Raw genomic sequence first — 18,823 nt, 5'->3', positions numbered from 1 at the left:
CGACCTCTGCTTGTCACGATCTCTCTCTCATTGCTCCCGACCCGTCAGTTCACCCCGTGTCACGAGGATCGTTGCATTGAGCAAGATGACTATCGATGCTCGTCGTCGTGCTGGTCGACAAGCCGAGGGCGCGAATGCGGATGAGTGCAGGGCTCGTCGCCCGCTGCTCAGTAGTCGAGCAGCGCCGGTGCGGCATGGCGGGAACGCTATTTGACCTTGCGGGTAGACCGGGCGACGATGTTGTCGTACTCGGGGTGCTTGCCCAGCCAGCCGCTGAGGAACGGGCAGACCGGCACGACGGTCCGGCGCTTGGAGCGGGCGTCGTCCATCACCGCACGGGCCAGGGTCGATCCCACGCCCTTGCCCTCGTACGCCGGGTCGACCTCGGTGTGCGTGTAGACGATGATGGTGCCGGTCAGCTGGTAGGTGACCACGCCTGCGACGGCGCCGCTCTCGTCCCGCGCCTCGAACCGCGCCCGCTCCGGCACGTCTGGCACGGTGAACTGCACACCGCCATCCAACCACGGCCGGGACCGTCACAGGCCACAGCTCCGGCCCCCAGGGTCATCGCGCTTCCACACCACCCGGCGGGACGCACACACCCTTCGGCGGCCACGTCGTCCGCCCCGGCGACCCAGCGTCGGAGCGGTCGAGTCGGCGCGGAGCTGGAGCCTGGTCGCGAGGGTCGTACCACTACAGGCTGAACCCCTTTGGTCAACCGCCGTGCCGCGGTTACCAGACGACTCGATCCCGCCGAGCCCGAGCGCCGTCGCGGTCGTGCGACGCGGGTGCGTCGGTCAGGTGGTCGGGTGGGAAACGCCGTTTGGCGATCTCGTTGGCGATGATGTAGACGATGGCGAGTACGGCGAGGGTGGCCAGCACGGTGGCCGGTGGGGGAGCCAGCCCGAGCGGTCGCGCCAGCGGGCTGTAGGGCAGGGCGATGGTCACCGCCGCGAGCAGGGCGCCGGTGCCGAGCAGGATCGCTGAGGGACGGCTGCGCAGGAACGACCGGTTGGTGCGTAGCACCATCAGCACGATGATCTCGGTGACGGTGAACTGGATGAACCAGGCGGTGCGGAAGACTTCGGCGGATGTGTGCAGCCACCAGCGCAGGGCGAGGAACGCGACGAGGTCGAACGCGATGCTGATCGATCCGTAGACCAGCATGAAACCGCGGATGGAGCGCACGTTCACGGTCCGGGGGTGCTGAAGCTGTTCTGGGTCGGCGTGGTCGGTGGAGATGGTGGTGTAGGGGATGTCGGAGAGGAAGTTCAGCAGCAGGACCTGGCGTGGCAGCAGCGGCAGGAACGGCAGGAACAGGGTTGCCACACTCATGCTGACCACGTTGCCGAACGAGGCGCTGGTGTTGACCCGGATGTATTTCAGGGTGTTGGTGAAGGTACGCCGGCCCAACTGGACACCGTCGGCGACGACGGCGAGGTCCTTGTCCAGCAGCACGATCGCGGCGGCCTGCTTGGCGACGTCGACGGCGGTGTCGACCGAGACGCCGACGTCCGCGGCGTGCAGCGCGGGGGCATCGTTGATGCCGTCGCCGATGAAGCCGACCACGGCCCCACCCGCGCGCAGTGCGGCGACGACGCGCTCCTTCTGCACCGGTTCGACTTCGGCGAACACAGCAGTGGTGGCGACGCGGCGGGCGAGGTCGGCGTCGGAGCAGGTGTCGATGGCGCCACCCAACATCGGTTTGCCGGCCAGACCGACCTGGGCGGCGACGTGTGCGGCGGCGTACCGGTTGTCCCCGGTGATGAGCCGGACCGAGATGCCCAGGCAGGCCAGCCGGTGGATAGCCTGCGCGACGTCGTCCTTGGGCGGGTCCTGGAAGGCCAGGAGTCCGACGAGGGTCATCTGCGTCTCGTCGGTCGGGGCGGCCGTGGCCGCGTCGGGGAGTGCGCGGGTGGCCAGGCCGAGGACCCGCTGTCCCTGGGCGCTGAGTTCGGTGAACTGCCGCTGCACCTGCTCGCGTACCTCGTCGAGGGGCACCGTCGTCCCTGACCTCCGGGCCCTGGCACAGACATCGAGCACGGACGCCAGGGCGCCCTTGGTGATCAGGGTGGCGATGCCGCCGTCGTCGACCAGCAGCGACAGCCGTTTGCGGGTGAAGTCGTAGGGGACCTCCGCGATGCGCGCCCGCGGGTCCGGCTCCGGCGCCCCGACCATGATCGCGGTGTCCATCGGGTTGTGGAAACCCTGTTGAAGCCCGGCGTTGAGCCGGGCGACGCGGGCGACCTCGTCGTCGGGCCTGCCGTCAACGCCGAGGGTGGCGGTCAGGCGGATGGCCCCGGTGGTGAGAGTGCCGGTCTTGTCGGTCAGCAGGACGGTCATCGCGCCGAAGTCCTCGATGGCCTCGAGCCGTTTGACGATGACCCGGTGCGCGGCCATCGCCCGAGCCCCAGCCGACAGGCTGACTGCGACGATAGCCGGCAGCATCTGCGGAGTCAGCCCGACCGCGAGTGCCAGGGAGAAGAGCAGCGACTCGATGACCGGCCGGCCCAGCAGCAGGTTGGCTGCGAAGATCGCCGCGAGCAGCACCACCATGACACGTACCAGCAGCAATCCGAAACGCGTCAACCCCCGCTGGAAACCGGTAGCGGCCGGACGACCACCGAGCCGGGCGGCCACGGCCGCGAACTCCGTGTCCCTGCTGGTCTGCACCACCACGGCCCGCCCGACCCCGCTGACCACGTGGGTGCCCATGAACAGCGTGTTCGTCCGCCCGGCCAGGTCGGCATCCACCGCGACCGTACCCGGCGTCTTCTCCACCGGGAACGCCTCACCGGTCAGCGCGGCCTGGTCGACCTGCAGTCCCTGCGCCTCGACCAACCGGCAGTCCGCCGGCACCATGTCACCGGCCCGAAGCACCACCAGGTCGCCGACCACCACGTCCTGGGCGGCGATCGACACCTCGCGCCCATCCCGGCAGACCTCGGCCTCGACCCGCACCCGGGCCTGCAGGGCATCGACCGCGCGTCCGGCCGCGTGTTCCTGCCAGAACCCCAACCCGCCGCTGGCCACGATGATGGCCAGGATGATGGTGCCATCGGTGAGATCGCCCACCGCCATCGACAACGCCGTCGCCGCAATCAGGATCAGAATGATCGGACTGGTGAACTGCGCCAGCAGCAGACGCAACCCCCGCCGGCCACCCACATCGACCCGGTTGGGGCCGTTCTCGCGCAGCAACTGGGCGGCGTGCTCAGCCGTGTGGCCCCGCTCGGAGGCCTGCACCGCCCGCAGCATGTCGGGCAGTTCGCGTGCCCAGAACGCGCCCGCCCGTCCACGCGAGCTGCCCCCCGCCACCACCCGACCCCCGATGTCTCAAGCCCGTCCCGTCATGGAGGGATGGGTGATCAGGTCATCCGCCAGCACACCGATGCCGTGGCCTGACGGCCCGCCCACCCTGCGACGCTACCGGCCGTCAGCCCGTCCGCACCCGCGAAACGGACATCCGACCCGGGCCGGCCGTCCGTGAGGCCGCTGCGGCGGCGCGCGGCGTTGACGCTCACTGATCAACACTGGCCCATGTCGGCCGCTGTCAGGCTGTCAGGCGGTGCAAGGTCATGGTTGCCCCCCGCCCAGCTGCTGACCCAGCAGCCGGCGCAGGTCCCACCGATCCGCGCCCATGTGCAGGCCCTCGCCGGGCAACCAGAGCGTCAAGGCCAAGAAGGAATCAGGCTGTGCGGGTATGGCCGCCGCCACGAGAAGCCGATCTGAGTAGCCGTAGAGTACCGGCCCCGGCCAGATAGGCGGCCAACGCGATCGGCGGTATCCCGAGCGGCTCGGGTGTGGACATGTGGACCATGCTGTTGATCAGCAGCCCGAGTACCACGGCCACATAGCTGGCAATGATGAGAACGGTGCGGGCGGTGGCCGGTCGACCCGTGGTCTCCCTTTCGCGGTCCTGTTGCCGAAGGTGGTGGCCGGTGCGTGCCTCGATCGGACCGAAAGCGGCGACGAGTGCCAGCAGGATCACGGTCAGCGACAGCAACCAGGGCAACCGCCAAGCCCACCAGGTCGCGGTGCCGACGGGCGGGGCGGGCAACCAGTGCACCGCGCCGAGCACGCCGACCAGAAGTAGCACGGCGCTCAGGTGCCACAGGAAGATGGTCAGGACGACGGCGTTCGCCCCGATCACCGCCTGCCAGGGGCGTCGGCGGCGCAGCCACCGTTCGGCCGGGCCACGCAGGAGCAGGATCACCCCGAGCTGGAGGGTGGCCAGGGCAAGCAGCGCCAGGCTTGGCGGCGAAGTGTTGTCCAGCCGCTCGCCGGGCACCATGAGCATGCTGGCCGGATAGGGGCCAACGACGGTGAGTAGCAGCAACGCGACCAGACCCACCATCAGTAGGGCCACCGCCACCGGCCAGCTCATCGGCAGCCGGTGAGCGAAAAGTCCGCCGCGCTCGATCCCCGGGCCAGCCTTCGCGCCGTCACCGCCCTGAGCTGTGGTGGCGTACCTGTCGTACCAGGCGAAGCCGACCTGGTGGATGACCAGCCAGCCGAAGAGGAAGTTGCCCGCTGAGAGCGGACCGGGGCCGAAGATCCGCCCGAGATCGCCCGCGACCACCAACGCCACCAGCACCAGCGGTACGACGAACCCGAAGCGGCGGTGCAGCGGATACATGATCGGGGTGAGTCCCACCACGCTGACGTAGGCGGTGAGGAACCACAGCGGGATCGTGGCGAACGAGACCGCTGTCCTGATCTCGACCGGATCTGTGCCGATCAGGCGCGCCAGCAGACTGCCGACGGTCAGGGTGACGAGCAGTACGGTGGTCGGGCGGATAAGCCGGGCACTGCGGTCCAACAACCATTCGGTGGCGGTGCCACCGCGTGCGCGATGGCTGGTCAACGAGGCGGCGTTGGCGAAGCCGCCGACCAGGAAGAAGACCGGGATCACCTGGAAGATCCAGGTGAGCGGATAGAAACCGCGCAGTTCGGATAACGCGGAGTAGCCGTTGAGATGACCGGAACGGTCGTAGACGATGACGGTATCGGTCCAGTGACCGAGGACCACCAGGGTGATCGCCAGCGCCCGGAGCAGGTCGACGTAACGCTCCCGCCCGGCCTGCGTCAGCTCGGCGAGCTGCCGCACGCGACCCATGAGGTCACGCTAATGGCCTCCGCGGCGCCCTGCCCCTGAAACAGGCCGAGCCGGCCCTTGCCGCCGTCGCCGACGTTACGCAACAGCAACCCGCTGCCAGCGACGTTGCCCCGCTCGCGGGAAGCAGGCCGGCCTGCTCCGACGACGGCGACCGTCAGGAGGTGACCGGCGTCGTAGTACCTGTGGGGCTTGCCGATGGCGACGCCGGGTCGGTGGACGCGGAGCCGCTGGGTGCCGGGCTGCTCGGATCCGGCGTGCCGTCCGACGGGGTCGGAGCAGGTGTGGACGGGGCCGGGGTGGGGCTGCCCGACGGGCTGGGAGTGGCTGTGGCCGAAGGCAACGAGGTAGCGCCGGTCGATCCGGGCGTCGGACGCACCGTCGGCTTCGCGGTCGGTGGCCAGGTGGACCGGCTCGTGGCGGTCGGCTTCGGGGCGTCGGCCGCAGAGCGCGGAGTCGCTGGGTCGGCGGTCGGCTGGCGCAGCGACTCGGTCTGGGCCACCGGAACGGTCGGTGGGGCGACGTCGGCGGGAGACGGACCGGAGACGACGTCCGCGCTGGGCGTCGCCAGGAGATCCGGCGCGCCGGCGGCCTGCGCCGGCACGGTGCCGCCGGAGTCGGCCTCGGCGTCTCCGATCTGCGCGAAGCCGAGGCCCGCTCCGCCGACCAGCAGGGCGGCGAGGGCTCCGGTCGCGACGGTGTGCGCGGCCGAACGGGGTGGGCGGGGACGCCGGTGGGCGGGCAACGAGCGCTCCTGACCTGCTGTGACGACTGAGCTGGCGCGACGACGCCGACCCCCGACCCTGCCGCCCGGCACGCGCGACCGCCAATAGCCGGACGGCGGTGGTGGCCGGGATCACCACCAATCAGGCATGCGGCCGCCGAAGGAGCCACCAGACCGACATGTCGGAGATCGTCAGAGCCATCCCGCCACCGCCGGATTTTGGACTTTTCGTAAGACGCGAAATAAGGCGGCACCAACGTCATCAACGACACCGGAGCCACGGCCCAGGGCACCAACACCGTCCCGGTGAACGTCGTCAGCCATCCGTGACCAGCGGGGCGGCGGCGGTGGGCATCCGTCCGCCGCCGCCCGGCCCACGAATGACCGTTCCCGCGGCGGGTACGCGATGCGGCGATGACACGCGGGAAGGATGACGTGCGATGAAGGTCAGAAGCTCCCTTCGTGGTTTGAAGCGGAAAGTGAACTCGATCGTGGTACGCCGCCGGGGCAAGGTGTTCGTGATCAACAAGGCGGACCCGCGGCAGAAGGCCCGGCAGGGGTGACGCCACACCGGCGCGGTCGTTTGCGACGTGGCCGCGCCGGCGAACGCCGGCAGAAACAGTCGTGGGTCACCCATCGGTCACCCGGAAGTGGATCCGGCGATGACATCATCTGCACCATGGACTGGATGCCGTTGGCGAGCACCGCCGCCGGTGCGGTCATCGCCCTTTCCGGCACGCTCCTGGTGGACCTGCGGCGCGATCGGGACACCAGATCGCGGGACCGGGGCCAGGACGCGTGGCAGAACAGCATCGACTTCGCCCTGGCGCTCGACTCCGCGCCCAGCTACCTCCGCGATGTGGCACAGGACCGGACCGACGCCACGAACCTCCACCAGGCGGCCGGACGCGCGCTCGTCCAGGCTCGGCTCTACCAGGCCCGTGAACGGCTCCTGATGTCAGCCCCGCCCGACCTGGTCACGTCGGGGGAGGAGGCGTTCCGGCGGCTGATCGGCATCCGCGACGCGATCCGGGGCGGTTAACGGCCCACGAGCTGCTGGTCTCTTGCCAGCGGCACGTCCTGGGGACCGGGACCGCGAGTCCGGGGCGGGGCAATGGCGGTGGTGGTATGAAGTCGGGGGAGGCGCCGGGAGGAGCCCGATGTCGAGCATGCCGGCCGCGGTGCTGCGACGACGCGACGAGCCGTTGCACGCGTCGTTCCTGGAACTCTTCTTCGACCTCGCGTTCGTCCTCGCGCTCCGGCAGTTGTCCGTCGTCCTGCTGGCCGACATGAGTGTCGCCGGCGCGGCGCGCACCGCTCTGCTCCTGTTGCCCCTCTGGTGGGTCTGGGTGGTGACGGCCTGGTTCAGCAACTGGTACGCCCGCAACAACAGGTGGGTGCGGGCCCTGCTGGTCGGTACCACGCTCGGGGTGATCCTGATGAGCGTCGCCGTCCCGAACGCCACCGGCGGCCGGGCCGTTCTCTTCGCCGGCGCGTACGTCGCGATCCACGTAGGTCGCGGCGTCGTCACGACGCTGGCGCTCCGGGGACATCCGCTGCGCCGCCGTACCCTCAGGGTTCTGGTCTGGTACGGCACGACGGGGATCCTGTGGTTGCTCGGGGCGGGCTGGCCGGCCGTGCGGATCCCGGCCTGGCTGGTGGCCCTGGCGGTGGACTACGCCGGGCCGCGGGTGGGCTGGCCGACCCCGGGGTTGGGCCGCGCCGAGCCCGGTGACCTGCGGCTGCGGGGCGGCCACCTCACCGAGCGGTACCAGCAGATCTTCATCATCGCGCTCGGCGAACTGGTGATCACCGCGGGTCTGGCCTACTCGGCGACCGACATGGCGGCGGCGCAGTCGGTCGCGTTCCTGCTGGTCTTCGCCGCCGCGGTGCTCATCGGGCTCATGTATGTCGAGCCGGCGGGCCGGCAGCTGGGCGCCGCCATCGACGAACGGAACCCGTCCCGGTTCGGCGCGCTCTCCGCCGACCTGCACCTGGTCATGATCGCGGGTGTGGTGGCCACGTCCGTGGCCGCGGACCTCGTGATCGCGCATCCAACCGACCGGGGATCGGGTGTGGTGGTCGCCATCACCGTCGCCGGCCCCGCGCTCTTCCTCACCGGGCGGGTCGCGCTGTCCTTCGGCATCTACCGCCGGCTGTCCTGGCCCCGGCTGCTCGGCCTGCTCGGCATGTTCGGCGCCGCGGTCGGCGGGTACGCGCTGCCGCTGCTCGGCGTCAGCGCGACGACGATCGCGGTCCTGCTCGTCGTGGCGGTCCTGGATCGTCGGCTCGCGCGCACCGAGTCGGCACCCCGCACGGCGCAGGCGGGGCGGTGACCCCACCCGCCCGCGCGAGGTTCCTACCCTGTCAGCGGGCCCGCCGGAAGGCCCGTCCGACCTCGGTGCCCAAGGGGCCGCCGCGGAACAACCCGGACCGGTCGCGGTCACTGGCGGTCAGCCAGATCGGCAGGTGGTACCGCTCGTGGACGGCGCGCAAATACGACTTCAGCTGACCGACCGCGGCCGTGGTGCGGAATTTTCCGCCATTCCAGTGCAGGGCGATGAAGTCGACCCGGCAGCCCCGGGCCTTCGCGCCCGATTACCGAAAACGGCCCGCAGCCGGGTGGCCCACGAGTCGCCGGCCGACCGACCGGGGTCCCGGCGTACGCTGCTCGGGTGGACCACGAAGATCGCATCGCGCTGTTCCTCGACTACGAGAACCTGGCGTTGGGGGCGCGCGACCATCGCGGCGGGATGGCCTTCGACTTCCGGCCGGTCGCCGACGCCCTCGCCGAGCGGGGGCGGGTGGTGGTGCGCCGGGCGTACGCGGACTGGTCGTACTTCGACGAGGACCGCCGGATGCTCACCCGTTCCCACGTCGAACTCATCGAGATACCGCAGCGGATGGGCGCCTCGCGGAAGAACGCGGCCGACATCAAGATGGCCGTCGACGCCGTGGAACTGGCCTTCGAGCGTGACTACATCTCGACGTTCGTGATCGGCACCGGCGACAGCGACTTCACCCCGCTGGTGCACAAGCTCCGCGAACTCAACAAGCGCGTCATCGGCGTCGGCGTCGAGAAGTCCACCTCGGCGCTACTCCCGCCGGCGTGCGACGAGTTCCTCTTCTACGACCGGCTCGAGGGGGTAGAGGTCCCCGAGACCCGCGGCCGGCGCGGTCGCCCGGCCCGGCTGCCCAGCCCGGAGCCGCAGCCGGTCGAGCAGGAGCCCGAGCCGCAGCCGGTCGCGGAGGAACCCGCCCGCGACGTCGACACGCTCGCGGTCCTGGTCGCCCAGACCGTCGCAGGCATGCAGGGTAGCTCCGGCGGCGAGGTGACCGCCTCGACGTTGAAGCGCACCCTGTTGCGGAAGGACCCGACCTTCAGCGAGTCCGACTACGGATTCCGCACCTTCGGTGAGCTCCTGCGACACCTCGCCGCGCAGAACGTGGTCGAGCTGGCGGAGGGTCCGGCCAAGGGCGACCCCGAGGTGTCGCTGCCCGAACACGGTGATCGGGAGGTGGCGTTCGGGCTGCTGCGCACCGTGGTCCAGGAGTTGGCCGGCGCCGACGGCACGGTGGCCTTGTCCGGACTGAAGAACCAGCTCCGCCGAGCCCGCCCCGACTTCAGCGAGAAGAAGCTCGGCTACCGCAGCTTCCTGCAGTTCTGCAAGGCCGCCGCCACCACCGGCATCGTCGACCTGCGATGGAGCCCGGAGGCCGACGACTACCTGCTCACCGTGCCGCCGGCGTAACCGCACCGCCCCGGGGCCGGAACCGACACACCGAGACACGGGTACGCCGGCGGTAGCCCTGCGGCGACCGGTGATCGCGACGCCCTGGGCACGGGACGAGGGCTCAGTCGCCCAGCCGCTGCCGGGCGAGGAACTTCGGCACCACCATCCGCCAAGCCTCCGTCACCAGTTCGGTCATCTGGGCGTGGTCGAGCCGGGCCAGGTGGCAGCACAGCCAGTTGAACCGCAGGTCGGAGGCCCGGGGAAGGAGGAACAGGTCCGCCTCGGCCGCGATGAGGCCGTCCCGCTGCTCCTTCGGGTAGCCGAAACCCATCGTCTGCTCGTCCCGGGAGAACGCCACGTACACGATGGCGCCGACGCGGAACTTCACCCGGTCGTGGATGAGGTGCTCGGTGGTGCGTGGCAACGTTCGGGCCAGCGCACGGACATCGGCGACAGTTATCACAACAGGGACCGTACGGACGCCCTCCGACAATCCGCAGCCCGCGCCCCTGCGCCCTCACGCGCCCGGGAACCGGCCGCCAGAACGACCCGGAGATTTGTTAAGTAGCTTGCCTTACGAAAAAATGCCGGTTACGTTGACACCCAACGATGAAGGTCGATCCGCGGCTGGCGTCGCACTCCGTTCTCCGCGGCATCGGTAGGGCTCCGGAGGCAGCCATGACCATCGGCGGCGTACGTTGTCTGCTCACCACCGTGATGCTCGTGGTCGGCGGCGTCTGGGGCCCTCCCGCCGCTGCCACCGTCGCCCCGGCCGATGCGACGGTCGTCTCGCTGGCATCCGTCGTGCCGGCACCGGTCCTCGCGACGCCGGCCGGCGGAGTCACCTACCGCATCACGGCGACCACGAAGATCTACGCCGAGCCCGGCTCGACGGCGGTCGCGGACGTCGCCGGCCAGATAGCGGCCATTCTCCGCCGCTCGACCGGCTATCCGATGCCGGTGCTCGACGCACCGAGTGCCACCCCGGCGGACGGCATAGCGCTGCTGCTCTCCGGGGCGCCAACGGGGGTCGGCAGCGAGGGTTACCAACTGGACGTCACCGACGTGTCGATCGCCGTACGCGCCAACGAGCCGGCCGGGCTGTTCGCCGGCGTCCAGACGCTGCGCCAGTTGCTGCCCCCCGCCGCCGACAGCGCGACCGTGCAGCCCGGGCCCTGGGACGTGACCGGCGGGCACATCGTCGACCAACCCCGGTTCGCCTACCGGGGCGCGATGCTCGACGTCGCCCGCCACTTCCTCCCGATGTCGGTGGTGGAGCGATACATCGACGAGATCGCGCTCTACAAGGTCAACCGCCTGCACCTGCACCTCTCCGACGACCAGGGGTGGCGTATCGCCATCAACAGCTGGCCCAATCTCGCGATCTACGGTGGGAGCACCGAGGTCGGTGGTGGCACCGGCGGCTACTACACCCAGGACGAATACCGGCAGATCGTCGCGTACGCCGCCGCCCGGTACGTCATGATCATTCCCGAGCTCGACATGCCGGGTCACACCAACGCCGCGCTCGCCTCGTACCCGGAACTCAACTGTGACGGCGTGGCACCGAAGCTCTACACCGGCACCAAGGTCGGATTCAGCTCCCTGTGCGTGGGCAAGGAGATCACCTACACGTTCATCGACCAGGTGTTGGGCGAGATCGCCGCGCTCACGCCCGGGCCCTACCTGCACATCGGTGGTGACGAGGCCAGCTCGACCACCGCCGCCGACTACGCCACCTTCATGAACCGCGCACAGCAGATCGTCGCGGCGCACGGCAAGACGGTCGTCGGCTGGCACGACATCGTCAACGCCTCGGTCCTGCCGTCGACCATCGCCCAATTCTGGGGGACCACGACCTCCAACGCCGCGGTGGCGACGGCCGCCCAGCACGGCACCAAGGTGATCATGTCACCGGCCAACCACGCCTACCTGGACATGAAGTACAACTCCCGCACCCGACTCGGCCAGCGCTGGGCCGGCTACATCGACGTCCAGGACGCGTACGGCTGGAACCCGGGCGCGTACCTGGTGGGGGTCGGCGAAACGTCCGTGCTCGGGGTCGAGGCGCCGCTGTGGACGGAGACGATCGAGACGCTGGCCGACGTCGAGTACATGGCCTTCCCGCGCCTGCCGGGGATCGCCGAGCTCGGCTGGTCGCCGGCGAGCACCCATGACTGGGCCTCGTTCAACCAGCGGCTCGGCGCCCAGGGCCCCCGCTGGCGCGTCATGGGAATCAACTACTACCACTCCACGCAGGTGTCCTGGCCAACCGGCTCCTAGGCGCCGCACCGAGCGGCGCACCGCTTTTCTTCGACTGGATCGAGGAGGCCGCCCATGTCACCGCCCCCACCCATCCACCCTGTCCAACGCAAGCGCCGACGGTACGCGATGCTGCTCCTGGCCGTGACCCTCGTGGCCGGCGTCGGCGGCGTGAAGGTGCCGAACGCGAGCGCCGCCACCGTCGGCTCCACCGAGCTGTCGACGGGCTGGGCGCTGCGGTCGGCCAACACCGTCACGGACCCGGGCGCGACCATCTCCCAGGTCGGCTACAGCACCGCAGGCTGGAACCAGGTCTCGCTCCCGTCGACCGTCCTGGCCGGATTGGTCGCGAACAACGTCTACCAGAACATCTACGTCGGGACGAACCTGCAGTCGGTGCCGGACCTCACCGGCCAGAACTGGTGGTTCCGGGGCCAGTTCACCGCCTCGGCCGCGGCCCCCGACCAGGCGTACTGGCTGCGGTTCAAGGGCATCAGCTACCGGGCCCAGATCTGGCTGAACGGCACCCAGCTCGACGCCAACGCGGTCGGCACCATGGCGGTGCACGAGTACAACGCGACGAACGTGATCCGGCCGGGCGCGCTCAACGCGCTGGCGATCCTGGTCACCCCGCCGGCGCACGACTGCAAGGACCTCTCCTTCTGCACGGTGGACTGGAACCCCGAGGCTCCCGACATGAACGCCGGGATCTGGGGCAAGACGCTGCTGGAGACGACCGGGCCGGTGGCTTTGCGTGACCCGTACGTCAAGACCGCCCTGCCGCTGCCGGCGACCAACACGGCGGACCTGACCGTCTACGTCGACGCCCTCAACGCGACCAACGCTCCGGTCACCACGACGGTCAGCGGCACGATCACCAAGGCGGGCTATCCGACCATCTCGATCAGCCAGAACGTCACCCTGGCCGCCAACGAGCGTCGCGAGGTGACCTTCGACCCGGCAAGCTATCCGCAGTTGCACGTCACCAGCCCCGCCCTGTGGTGGCCCTACCAGTTCGGCAGCCCGGAGCTCTACCAACTCTCGACGGCAGCGACGGTGGCCGGCGCCACGTCGGACACCAGGTCGATCAACTTCGGCGTCCGCCAGTTCACCGACTACCGGACCACCGTCAACGGTACGTCGTTCGTCGGCTACAAGGTCAACGGGCAGAACATCTTCTTCCGTGGCGGCGGCTACATGTGGGACATGTTGCAGCGCTGGGACACGAAGACCAACGCCACCCACGTCCAGTACGTCAAGAACATGGGCCTCAACACCATCCGTCTGGAGGGCACGCTCGGCAACGAGGAGCTCTACGACCTGGCCGACCAGGCGGGCATCATGATCATGCCCGGCTTCGTCTGCTGCAGCGCGTGGGAGAACGACAACACGTGGACGGCGGAGCAGGAACAGGTGGCCAACGCCTCGCTCGACAGCCAGATGCGGGCACTGCGCGCCCACGCCAGCCCGTTCATGTGGAACTACGGCAGTGACCAGCCGCCGACCGCCCCCCACCTGACCACGTACAAGAACACGGCCGCCAAGCTGCACTGGCAGAACCCGACGGTCGACAACGTGGCGACCTGGTCGAACGCCAACGCGGGCATGAAGATGGACGGCCCGTACAAGTGGGAGCCGCCGCTGCTGTGGTGGGACAGCCCCACCCAGTCCGGTAGCGCGTACGGCACCAACGGCGAGGAGGGCACCGAGGCGCCCCCGCCGCTGGAGAGCCTGCAGAAGTTCATCCCCGCGGCCAATCTGTGGCCGATCGGCGCCACCTGGAACTACCACGCCGGCAAGCCCAGGAGCGTCTTCGACAACATCACGATGTTCACCGATGGCGTGAACAAGCGGTACGGCAGCACCGTGAGCGCCCAGGACTACTCCCGCAAGTCGGAGCTGCAGAACTACGAGAACACCAAGTCGTTCTTCGAGGCCTGGAACTCGCACGAGTACACCCAGTCGTTCGGGGTCATCTTCTGGATGCTGAACAACGCGTGGCCCTCGGTGCACTGGAACCTGTACGACTACTACTTCAAGCCCGGCGGCGGTTACTTCGGCAGCAAGAAGGCCAACGAGCCGGTCCACATCGCCTACGACTACAAGACCAGGAACGTGTACGCCGTCAACTCCACCCTGACCGGGCGCAGTGGTCTGACCGCCACCGCGACGGTGTACAACGTCCCGAACCTGACCCAGGCCTACACGACCACGGTCCCGGTCACCGCGGCGGCGAACGCCTCCACCCAGGTGCTCACGCTGCCCGCGCTGACCGGCCTGTCCACGACCTACTTCATCCGACTGCAGCTCAAGGACTCCACCGGCGCGGTGGTCAGCAACAACCTGTACTGGTACTCCACCCAGCCCGACGTGCTCGCGGCCAAGTCGAACTGGTACTCGACGGGGGTCAAGACGTACGCCAACTTCACCGGGCTCAACAGTCTGCCGTCGAACCCCAACCTGGCCACCGGCGTGACCCGGACCGTTTCCGGCGGTCAGGAGACCGCCACGATCACAATGACCAACAACAGCCCGACGAACATCGCGTTCTTCCTGCGGCCGGAGATCACCGCCGGCAACGGCGGCAACGAGGTGCTGCCGGTGAACTACACCGACAACTACGTCTCCCTGTGGCCGGGTGAGTCGACCACCATCACGGCGACCTACCAGACCAGCGACCTGGGCGGCCAGGCCCCGTACCTGCGGACGCGGGGCTACAACATCCCGACGGCGTCGATCCCGGTGCCGTAACCGCACGACGGGCCAGTGGCGGGGGCGGCTGACCAGCCGCCCCCGCTCACCGTCACGGCAGCTTCGTGTCGGCCGGCATGTGTCGAAGCTCGATCGGCCGGCCGGCGCGCTGCGCCAAGAAGTGCGCGGCGAGCTGCACAGGAAGGATGTCGAGCACGCAGCCGCCGAGGCCGGCGGCGCCCGGAAGCCGGACGACCAGCAGGTTGTCCCGCGTGGGCAGGTCGGCCTCGGCGTCGGTGACCAGCACGACCCGCGCGCCGTATCCGGCAAGGTCGACGGCGAGGGAGACCTCGCGGCCCGCGCCGAACAGCAGAACTGCCTTGCCTGGCCCGGTCGTCTCCAACGGGCCGTGCAGGTATTCGCGGGTCGCGAAGCTGGCGGTGGGCAGGTGAGCGGCCTCACGCAGGAGCAGGGCGGCGGCGCCGGCCGTCGCCAGGCGTACCCCCGAAGCCACGACGTCGACGCAGCCGGCGCCGGCGAGCGCCGCCGCCAGCGGCTCGACATCACCGTCGAGCACCTCGGCGGCCAGGTCGGGCAGCAGTTCCCAGTCCGTCTGGGGACGACCGCTGATCCGCTCGGCGAGCAGGCCGAGCGCCTGCAGCGTCGCCGTGTAGCTGAGCGTGGAGACCGCGGTGTCCTCGGCGCAGCCCAGCGCGACGACGGTGTCGGCCGCCGCGCCGAGCGGGCTGTCCGGATGGTTGGTCAGGGCGATCCGGGTGGCCGGTCCGGCCGGCACGCCGGCCAGTGCCTCGACCGTCTCCCGGCTGCGGCCGGACTGGCTGACGGCCAGGAAGGAGGCGGCGAGTCCCGGCGGTACCCCGTCGCGCAGCTCGGCGGCGCTCGCCGAGATCGCGGGCAGGCCGGCGGCGCGCAGGACGGCGGCGAAGCCGGCGGCGGCGTGCGTGCTGGCACCCATGCCGAAAGCCACCAGGCTGCCCCACCGCGCCACCGTGGCCGCCTGGGCGCCGGCCGGTCCGTCCAGGGCCGCCCGCACCGTCTCGGCCGAGCGCCGCAGATTGTCCGGCTGCGCCCGCACCCCGTCGAGGAAAGCGACGGTCATCCCTTGACCGCCCCGGATGCCAGGCCGGTGATGAGGTAGCGCTGGAACATCACCGCGAGCGCCACGGGCGGCAGGGCGGCGAGGACACCGCCGGCGGCGATGAGGCCGAAGTCGACGGCGTTGCGCCCGGTGAACTCGGCGATCGCCACCGGAACCGTCTTGGCCTGGGAGGTGGAGGTGAAGATCAACGAGTAGAGGAACTCGTCCCAGCAGAGCAGGAACGCGTAGAGGGCGGTGGCCAGGATGCCGGGCTTGGACAGCGGCAGCATCACTCGGACGAGGGCGCCGAGTCGCGAGCACCCGTCGACCCGAGCGGCCTCCTCGAGCTCCACCGGCAGTGATCCGAAGAAGGTGCTCATGTTCCACAGTGCGAAGGGCGTGGCCAGCGAGCAGTAGACGATGATGAGGCCGGTCCTTGTGTCGAGCAGCCCGAAGCGCGACATGAGCAGGTAGAGCGGGATGATCAGGGTGATCGGCGGCAACATGTAGGTGACGAGGAACGACAACAGCGTCACCCGTCTCAAGGGAAACCGCAGCCGGGCCAGCGCGTAGCCGCCCAGTACCCCGACGGTGAGTGAGATGATCACCGTGCCGCCGGCGACCAGGAAGCTGTTGACCATTGCGCTGCGGAACGCGGCGCCGGCGCTGGTGCCGCCGCCCGCGAAGATCTCGCGGTACCGGTCGAGCGTGACGTGCTCGGGCAGCCAGCGCATCGGCCGGGAGACGATGTCGGTCTGGCCCACGAACGACGAATAGAGCAGCCAGGCGAACGGCGCGAGGATCACGACGGACGTGGCGAGCGCGGCCAGGTGGATGAACAGGCGGTAGCGCAGGCTTGCTCTCATGGCGACCTCAGTTCGCTCTGCCGCAGCAGCCGAAGGTAGATCAGGGCCAGCACGAGGATGGCGATGACCGTCAGGTAGGCCAGCGACGCCCCTGCGCTGAACCGCTGGGCGGAGAACGCCTCGAGGTAGGTGAAGAACGTGATCGTCTGGGTGCCGCTCGCGGGACCACCGCCGGTCATCACGTAGACGATGTCGAAGACCTTGAACGCTTCGATGGTGCGCAGCACCAGCACCAACGCGATGTGGGGCACCAGCAGGGGGAGCGTGATGCGCAGGAACGAGCGGATTGCACCCGCACCGTCCACCCGTGCCGCCTCATGGAGCTCTCGCGGGATCGTCTGTAGCCCGGCCAGCAGGAAGAACGCGACCAGTGACGTGTTCTTCCAGACGTCGGCCACGACCACCATGTTCAGTGCCAGGAACGGGTCGTTGCCCAGCCACGACCGATAACCGTCCTGCAGGTGCAGTTCGGTGAGCAGGGCGTTGGCCACGCCGTACTGGGCGTTGAGGATCCACCGCCACATCGCCCCGTTGACGATCGTCGGCAACGCCCACGGGAGAATCACGATCGCGCGGAAGAGCCAGCGCAGCCGTAACGGCGCGGCGAGCAGCTGGGCCAGTCCGAGGCCGAGGACAAGCTCGAGTGCCGTGGAGACGGCGGTGAAGTAGGCGGTGTGCCCCGCAGCCGCCCACAGTCGGTCGTCGGCGAGGATCTGGGTGTAGTTGCGCAGACCGAGGAACGGGTAACGACCGGGAAACGGGCTGTCGACGTCATAGAACGAGATGACCAGGGCACGCCCGGCCGGGTACAGCACCACACCGAAGACGACGAGCGCTGCGGGCAGGAGCAGCAGCACCGCGAGCCGGACCTGGCCGCCGCCGGCGCGCCTGGCGAAGGGCCACCGGCGCGTCGGCGGGGCTCGCCGGGCAGCTGGTGGCGCGGGCGCCGGGCGCGCCGGTGGCGCCGCCGTCATGACAGCAGGGTACGGGCTTGTTCGGCCGCGTCGTCCAGTGCCTTCTTCGCGGGTTTCCTGCCGAGCAACGCGTTCTGCACCTCCACCTGCAGGATCTGGCTGATCTCGTTGTAGCGGGGCACCTGCGGCCGGGCGATGAGGGCGGCGAGCTGCTTCCTGGCCACCGGCACCACCTGCGGCAGGGCGGACACCACCGCCGCCTCGTCGTACGACTTGGTCCAGCACGGCAGCGAGCTCTTGGCATACTTCGCCTGCACGTCGGCGCTGGTGATGTAGCTGATGTACGTCCAGGCCGCCTTCTGGTTCTTGCTGCCGGAACTGACCGACAGGGCCATCGAGCCGTTGACGCCCGGGCCGCCGGCCGATCCTGCGGGCGTCGCAGCCACGCCGACCTTGCCGGCGATCTTCGACTGCTGCGGGTCGTTGGCGGCGTTGAACATGTAGGTCCAGTTGAGCGCCATCGCGGCCTGGCCGTCGGAGAAGATCTTGCGAACGTCTTCCTCCAGCGACTCCACCGAGTTGGGGTTGGTGAGTTTGCTGTCGAGGCTGTTCTTCATGAACTCCAGCGCCTGCAGGCCGCCGCCGGTGTTGAAGGCGACGGACTTGCCGTCGTCGGACAGGAACTTGCCGCCGAAGGCGCCCACGAGCTGCGTGTAGTCGCAGATCAGCGCCTCGGCCTGCTTCCAGCTCCAGATCAGCGGATAGTCGACCACCTTCTTCGCCTTGAGCGCCCGGGCGGCCGTGAGCACGCCATCCCAGGTGGACAGGCTGGCCGGCTCGACGCCCGCCCTGGTCAGCATGTCGGTGTTGTAGAAGAAGTACTTCGTGTCGAGAATCCACGGGACGCCGTAGTAGCGGTCCCGGTAGGCGGCGGTCGCCAGCGCCCCACCGAGCATGTCGCTCTTCCACGCCGCCGGGAACTGGTCGGTCACGTCGGTGACGATGCGTTTGCTGCCGAACTCGGCGGGCCAGATGACGTCGATCAGCACCACGTCGAAGGTGCTGGCCGGGGCCGCCGCCACGATCTTGTCGTGCAGCGCCTCGTAGGCCACGAAGGACGGCTCGACGATGATCTTCGGGTATTTCTTCTGGAATTCCTCGGTCATCGCGCGGATGTCGTCCTCGGAATAACCGGCCTGCTTCATGAACAGGACCTTGATCCGGCCCTCGCCGGTGCCCGCGGCACCGCTGTCACCGCCCGCGCCACTGTCGCTGCCGACGTCGCAGGCGGCGAGCAGGAGGCCCGCGCCGGTGACCGCAGATAGTTGAAGGAGTCTTCGCCTGGACAGCTCGCTCATGTTCTCTGACATGATCGCCCTCCGGGGCATTAGGTAGGCTGCTTAACAAAAACTTGTAC

15 protein-coding genes and 1 pseudogene are annotated in these 18,823 nt (G+C 69.4%); 7 read left to right on the top strand and 9 right to left on the bottom strand.

What is annotated here, in order from left to right; all coding sequences use genetic code 11:
* Positions 1–206 precede the first annotated feature (206 nt).
* From SLP03_RS06460 to SLP03_RS06450, 3 genes are all read right to left on the bottom strand, one after another.
* Complete coding sequence (locus tag SLP03_RS06460) at positions 207–509, bottom strand: GNAT family N-acetyltransferase (protein ID WP_319459589.1); 303 nt, start codon at positions 507–509, stop codon at positions 207–209.
* A 223-nt stretch (positions 510–732) separates the two neighbouring features.
* Positions 733–3,318: a magnesium-translocating P-type ATPase gene (gene mgtA, locus SLP03_RS06455; protein WP_319459588.1), complete on the bottom strand. Its 2,586-nt coding sequence runs from the start codon at positions 3,316–3,318 to the stop codon at positions 733–735.
* Between the two features lie 370 nt (positions 3,319–3,688).
* Complete coding sequence (locus tag SLP03_RS06450) at positions 3,689–5,119, bottom strand: acyltransferase (RefSeq protein WP_319459587.1); 1,431 nt, start codon at positions 5,117–5,119, stop codon at positions 3,689–3,691.
* 182 nt (positions 5,120–5,301) lie between these two features.
* Here SLP03_RS06450 and SLP03_RS06445 point away from each other — a divergent pair, with 182 nt between their 5' ends.
* From SLP03_RS06445 to SLP03_RS06430, 4 genes are all read left to right on the top strand, one after another.
* Positions 5,302–5,874, top strand: a complete 573-nt coding sequence (locus tag SLP03_RS06445) for a hypothetical protein (protein WP_319459586.1) — start codon at positions 5,302–5,304, stop codon at positions 5,872–5,874.
* Positions 5,875–6,280: 406 nt separating this feature from the next.
* Positions 6,281–6,403, top strand: a complete 123-nt coding sequence (locus tag SLP03_RS06440) for a 50S ribosomal protein L36 (protein WP_089014697.1) — start codon at positions 6,281–6,283, stop codon at positions 6,401–6,403.
* Between the two features lie 116 nt (positions 6,404–6,519).
* On the top strand, positions 6,520–6,882 hold the full coding sequence (locus SLP03_RS06435; protein WP_319459585.1) for a hypothetical protein: 363 nt from the start codon (positions 6,520–6,522) through the stop codon (positions 6,880–6,882).
* Positions 6,883–7,000: 118 nt separating this feature from the next.
* The gene (locus SLP03_RS06430) at positions 7,001–8,176 is read left to right on the top strand and encodes a low temperature requirement protein A (RefSeq protein WP_319459584.1); all 1,176 of its coding nucleotides are present in this window, start codon (positions 7,001–7,003) and stop codon (positions 8,174–8,176) included.
* A 31-nt stretch (positions 8,177–8,207) separates the two neighbouring features.
* On the opposite strand, the pseudogene SLP03_RS06425 reads toward SLP03_RS06430, so the two are convergent.
* Positions 8,208–8,414, bottom strand: a pseudogene (locus tag SLP03_RS06425) (glycosyl hydrolase); the annotation flags it as partial.
* A 101-nt stretch (positions 8,415–8,515) separates the two neighbouring features.
* On the opposite strand from SLP03_RS06425, the gene SLP03_RS06420 reads away from it, so the two are divergent.
* Complete coding sequence (locus SLP03_RS06420) at positions 8,516–9,592, top strand: NYN domain-containing protein (RefSeq protein WP_319459583.1); 1,077 nt, start codon at positions 8,516–8,518, stop codon at positions 9,590–9,592.
* A 103-nt stretch (positions 9,593–9,695) separates the two neighbouring features.
* Here the strand turns inward: SLP03_RS06420 and SLP03_RS06415 are convergent, their stop codons facing one another.
* Positions 9,696–9,998, bottom strand: a complete 303-nt coding sequence (locus tag SLP03_RS06415) for an MmcQ/YjbR family DNA-binding protein (protein WP_319459582.1) — start codon at positions 9,996–9,998, stop codon at positions 9,696–9,698.
* A 254-nt stretch (positions 9,999–10,252) separates the two neighbouring features.
* Between SLP03_RS06415 and SLP03_RS06410 the strand changes: the two genes are divergently transcribed.
* A complete protein-coding gene (locus SLP03_RS06410; RefSeq protein ID WP_319459581.1) occupies positions 10,253–11,857 on the top strand; it encodes a beta-N-acetylhexosaminidase in 1,605 nt (534 codons plus the stop codon).
* A 54-nt stretch (positions 11,858–11,911) separates the two neighbouring features.
* Positions 11,912–14,587, top strand: a complete 2,676-nt coding sequence (locus SLP03_RS06405) for a glycosyl hydrolase 2 galactose-binding domain-containing protein (protein WP_319459580.1) — start codon at positions 11,912–11,914, stop codon at positions 14,585–14,587.
* Between the two features lie 52 nt (positions 14,588–14,639).
* Here the strand turns inward: SLP03_RS06405 and SLP03_RS06400 are convergent, their stop codons facing one another.
* From SLP03_RS06400 to SLP03_RS06385, 4 genes are read right to left on the bottom strand one after another with little or no spacing between them, the layout of a single operon-like run.
* Positions 14,640–15,647 carry an SIS domain-containing protein gene (locus tag SLP03_RS06400; RefSeq protein WP_319459579.1) on the bottom strand — a complete coding sequence of 336 codons (1,008 nt, stop codon included), beginning with the start codon at positions 15,645–15,647 and terminating at the stop codon, positions 14,640–14,642.
* Complete coding sequence (locus SLP03_RS06395) at positions 15,644–16,492, bottom strand: carbohydrate ABC transporter permease (protein ID WP_319459578.1); 849 nt, start codon at positions 16,490–16,492, stop codon at positions 15,644–15,646. The genes SLP03_RS06400 and SLP03_RS06395 overlap by 4 nt, the downstream gene beginning before the upstream one ends.
* The gene (locus SLP03_RS06390; RefSeq protein WP_319459577.1) at positions 16,489–17,466 is read right to left on the bottom strand and encodes a sugar ABC transporter permease; all 978 of its coding nucleotides are present in this window, start codon (positions 17,464–17,466) and stop codon (positions 16,489–16,491) included. The genes SLP03_RS06395 and SLP03_RS06390 overlap by 4 nt, the downstream gene beginning before the upstream one ends.
* Complete coding sequence (locus SLP03_RS06385; protein ID WP_319459576.1) at positions 17,463–18,776, bottom strand: extracellular solute-binding protein; 1,314 nt, start codon at positions 18,774–18,776, stop codon at positions 17,463–17,465. Before SLP03_RS06385 ends, SLP03_RS06390 begins: the two co-directional genes overlap by 4 nt.
* Positions 18,777–18,823: the final 47 nt, after the last annotated feature.

This window comes from Micromonospora sp. RTP1Z1 (assembly GCF_033804685.1).
Lineage (GTDB): Bacteria > Actinomycetota > Actinomycetes > Mycobacteriales > Micromonosporaceae > Micromonospora.
Note: the sequence above shows the minus strand (reverse complement) of the source record. Positions and strands in the feature narration are given on the sequence as shown.

Bases quoted from the DNA above. Each gene is read 5' to 3' on its own strand.
- SLP03_RS06450 (WP_319459587.1), bottom strand. From the start codon at position 5,119: ATGGGTCGCGTGCGGCAGCTCGCCGAGCTGACGCAGGCCGGGCGGGAG.
- SLP03_RS06440 (WP_089014697.1), top strand. From the start codon at position 6,281: ATGAAGGTCAGAAGCTCCCTTCGTGGTTTGAAGCGGAAAGTGAACTCG.
- SLP03_RS06435 (WP_319459585.1), top strand. From the start codon at position 6,520: ATGGACTGGATGCCGTTGGCGAGCACCGCCGCCGGTGCGGTCATCGCC.
- SLP03_RS06430 (WP_319459584.1), top strand. From the start codon at position 7,001: ATGTCGAGCATGCCGGCCGCGGTGCTGCGACGACGCGACGAGCCGTTG.
- SLP03_RS06410 (WP_319459581.1), top strand. From the start codon at position 10,253: ATGACCATCGGCGGCGTACGTTGTCTGCTCACCACCGTGATGCTCGTG.
- SLP03_RS06405 (WP_319459580.1), top strand. From the start codon at position 11,912: ATGTCACCGCCCCCACCCATCCACCCTGTCCAACGCAAGCGCCGACGG.
- SLP03_RS06400 (WP_319459579.1), bottom strand. From the start codon at position 15,647: ATGACCGTCGCTTTCCTCGACGGGGTGCGGGCGCAGCCGGACAATCTG.
- SLP03_RS06395 (WP_319459578.1), bottom strand. From the start codon at position 16,492: ATGAGAGCAAGCCTGCGCTACCGCCTGTTCATCCACCTGGCCGCGCTC.
- SLP03_RS06390 (WP_319459577.1), bottom strand. From the start codon at position 17,466: ATGACGGCGGCGCCACCGGCGCGCCCGGCGCCCGCGCCACCAGCTGCC.
- SLP03_RS06385 (WP_319459576.1), bottom strand. From the start codon at position 18,776: ATGTCAGAGAACATGAGCGAGCTGTCCAGGCGAAGACTCCTTCAACTA.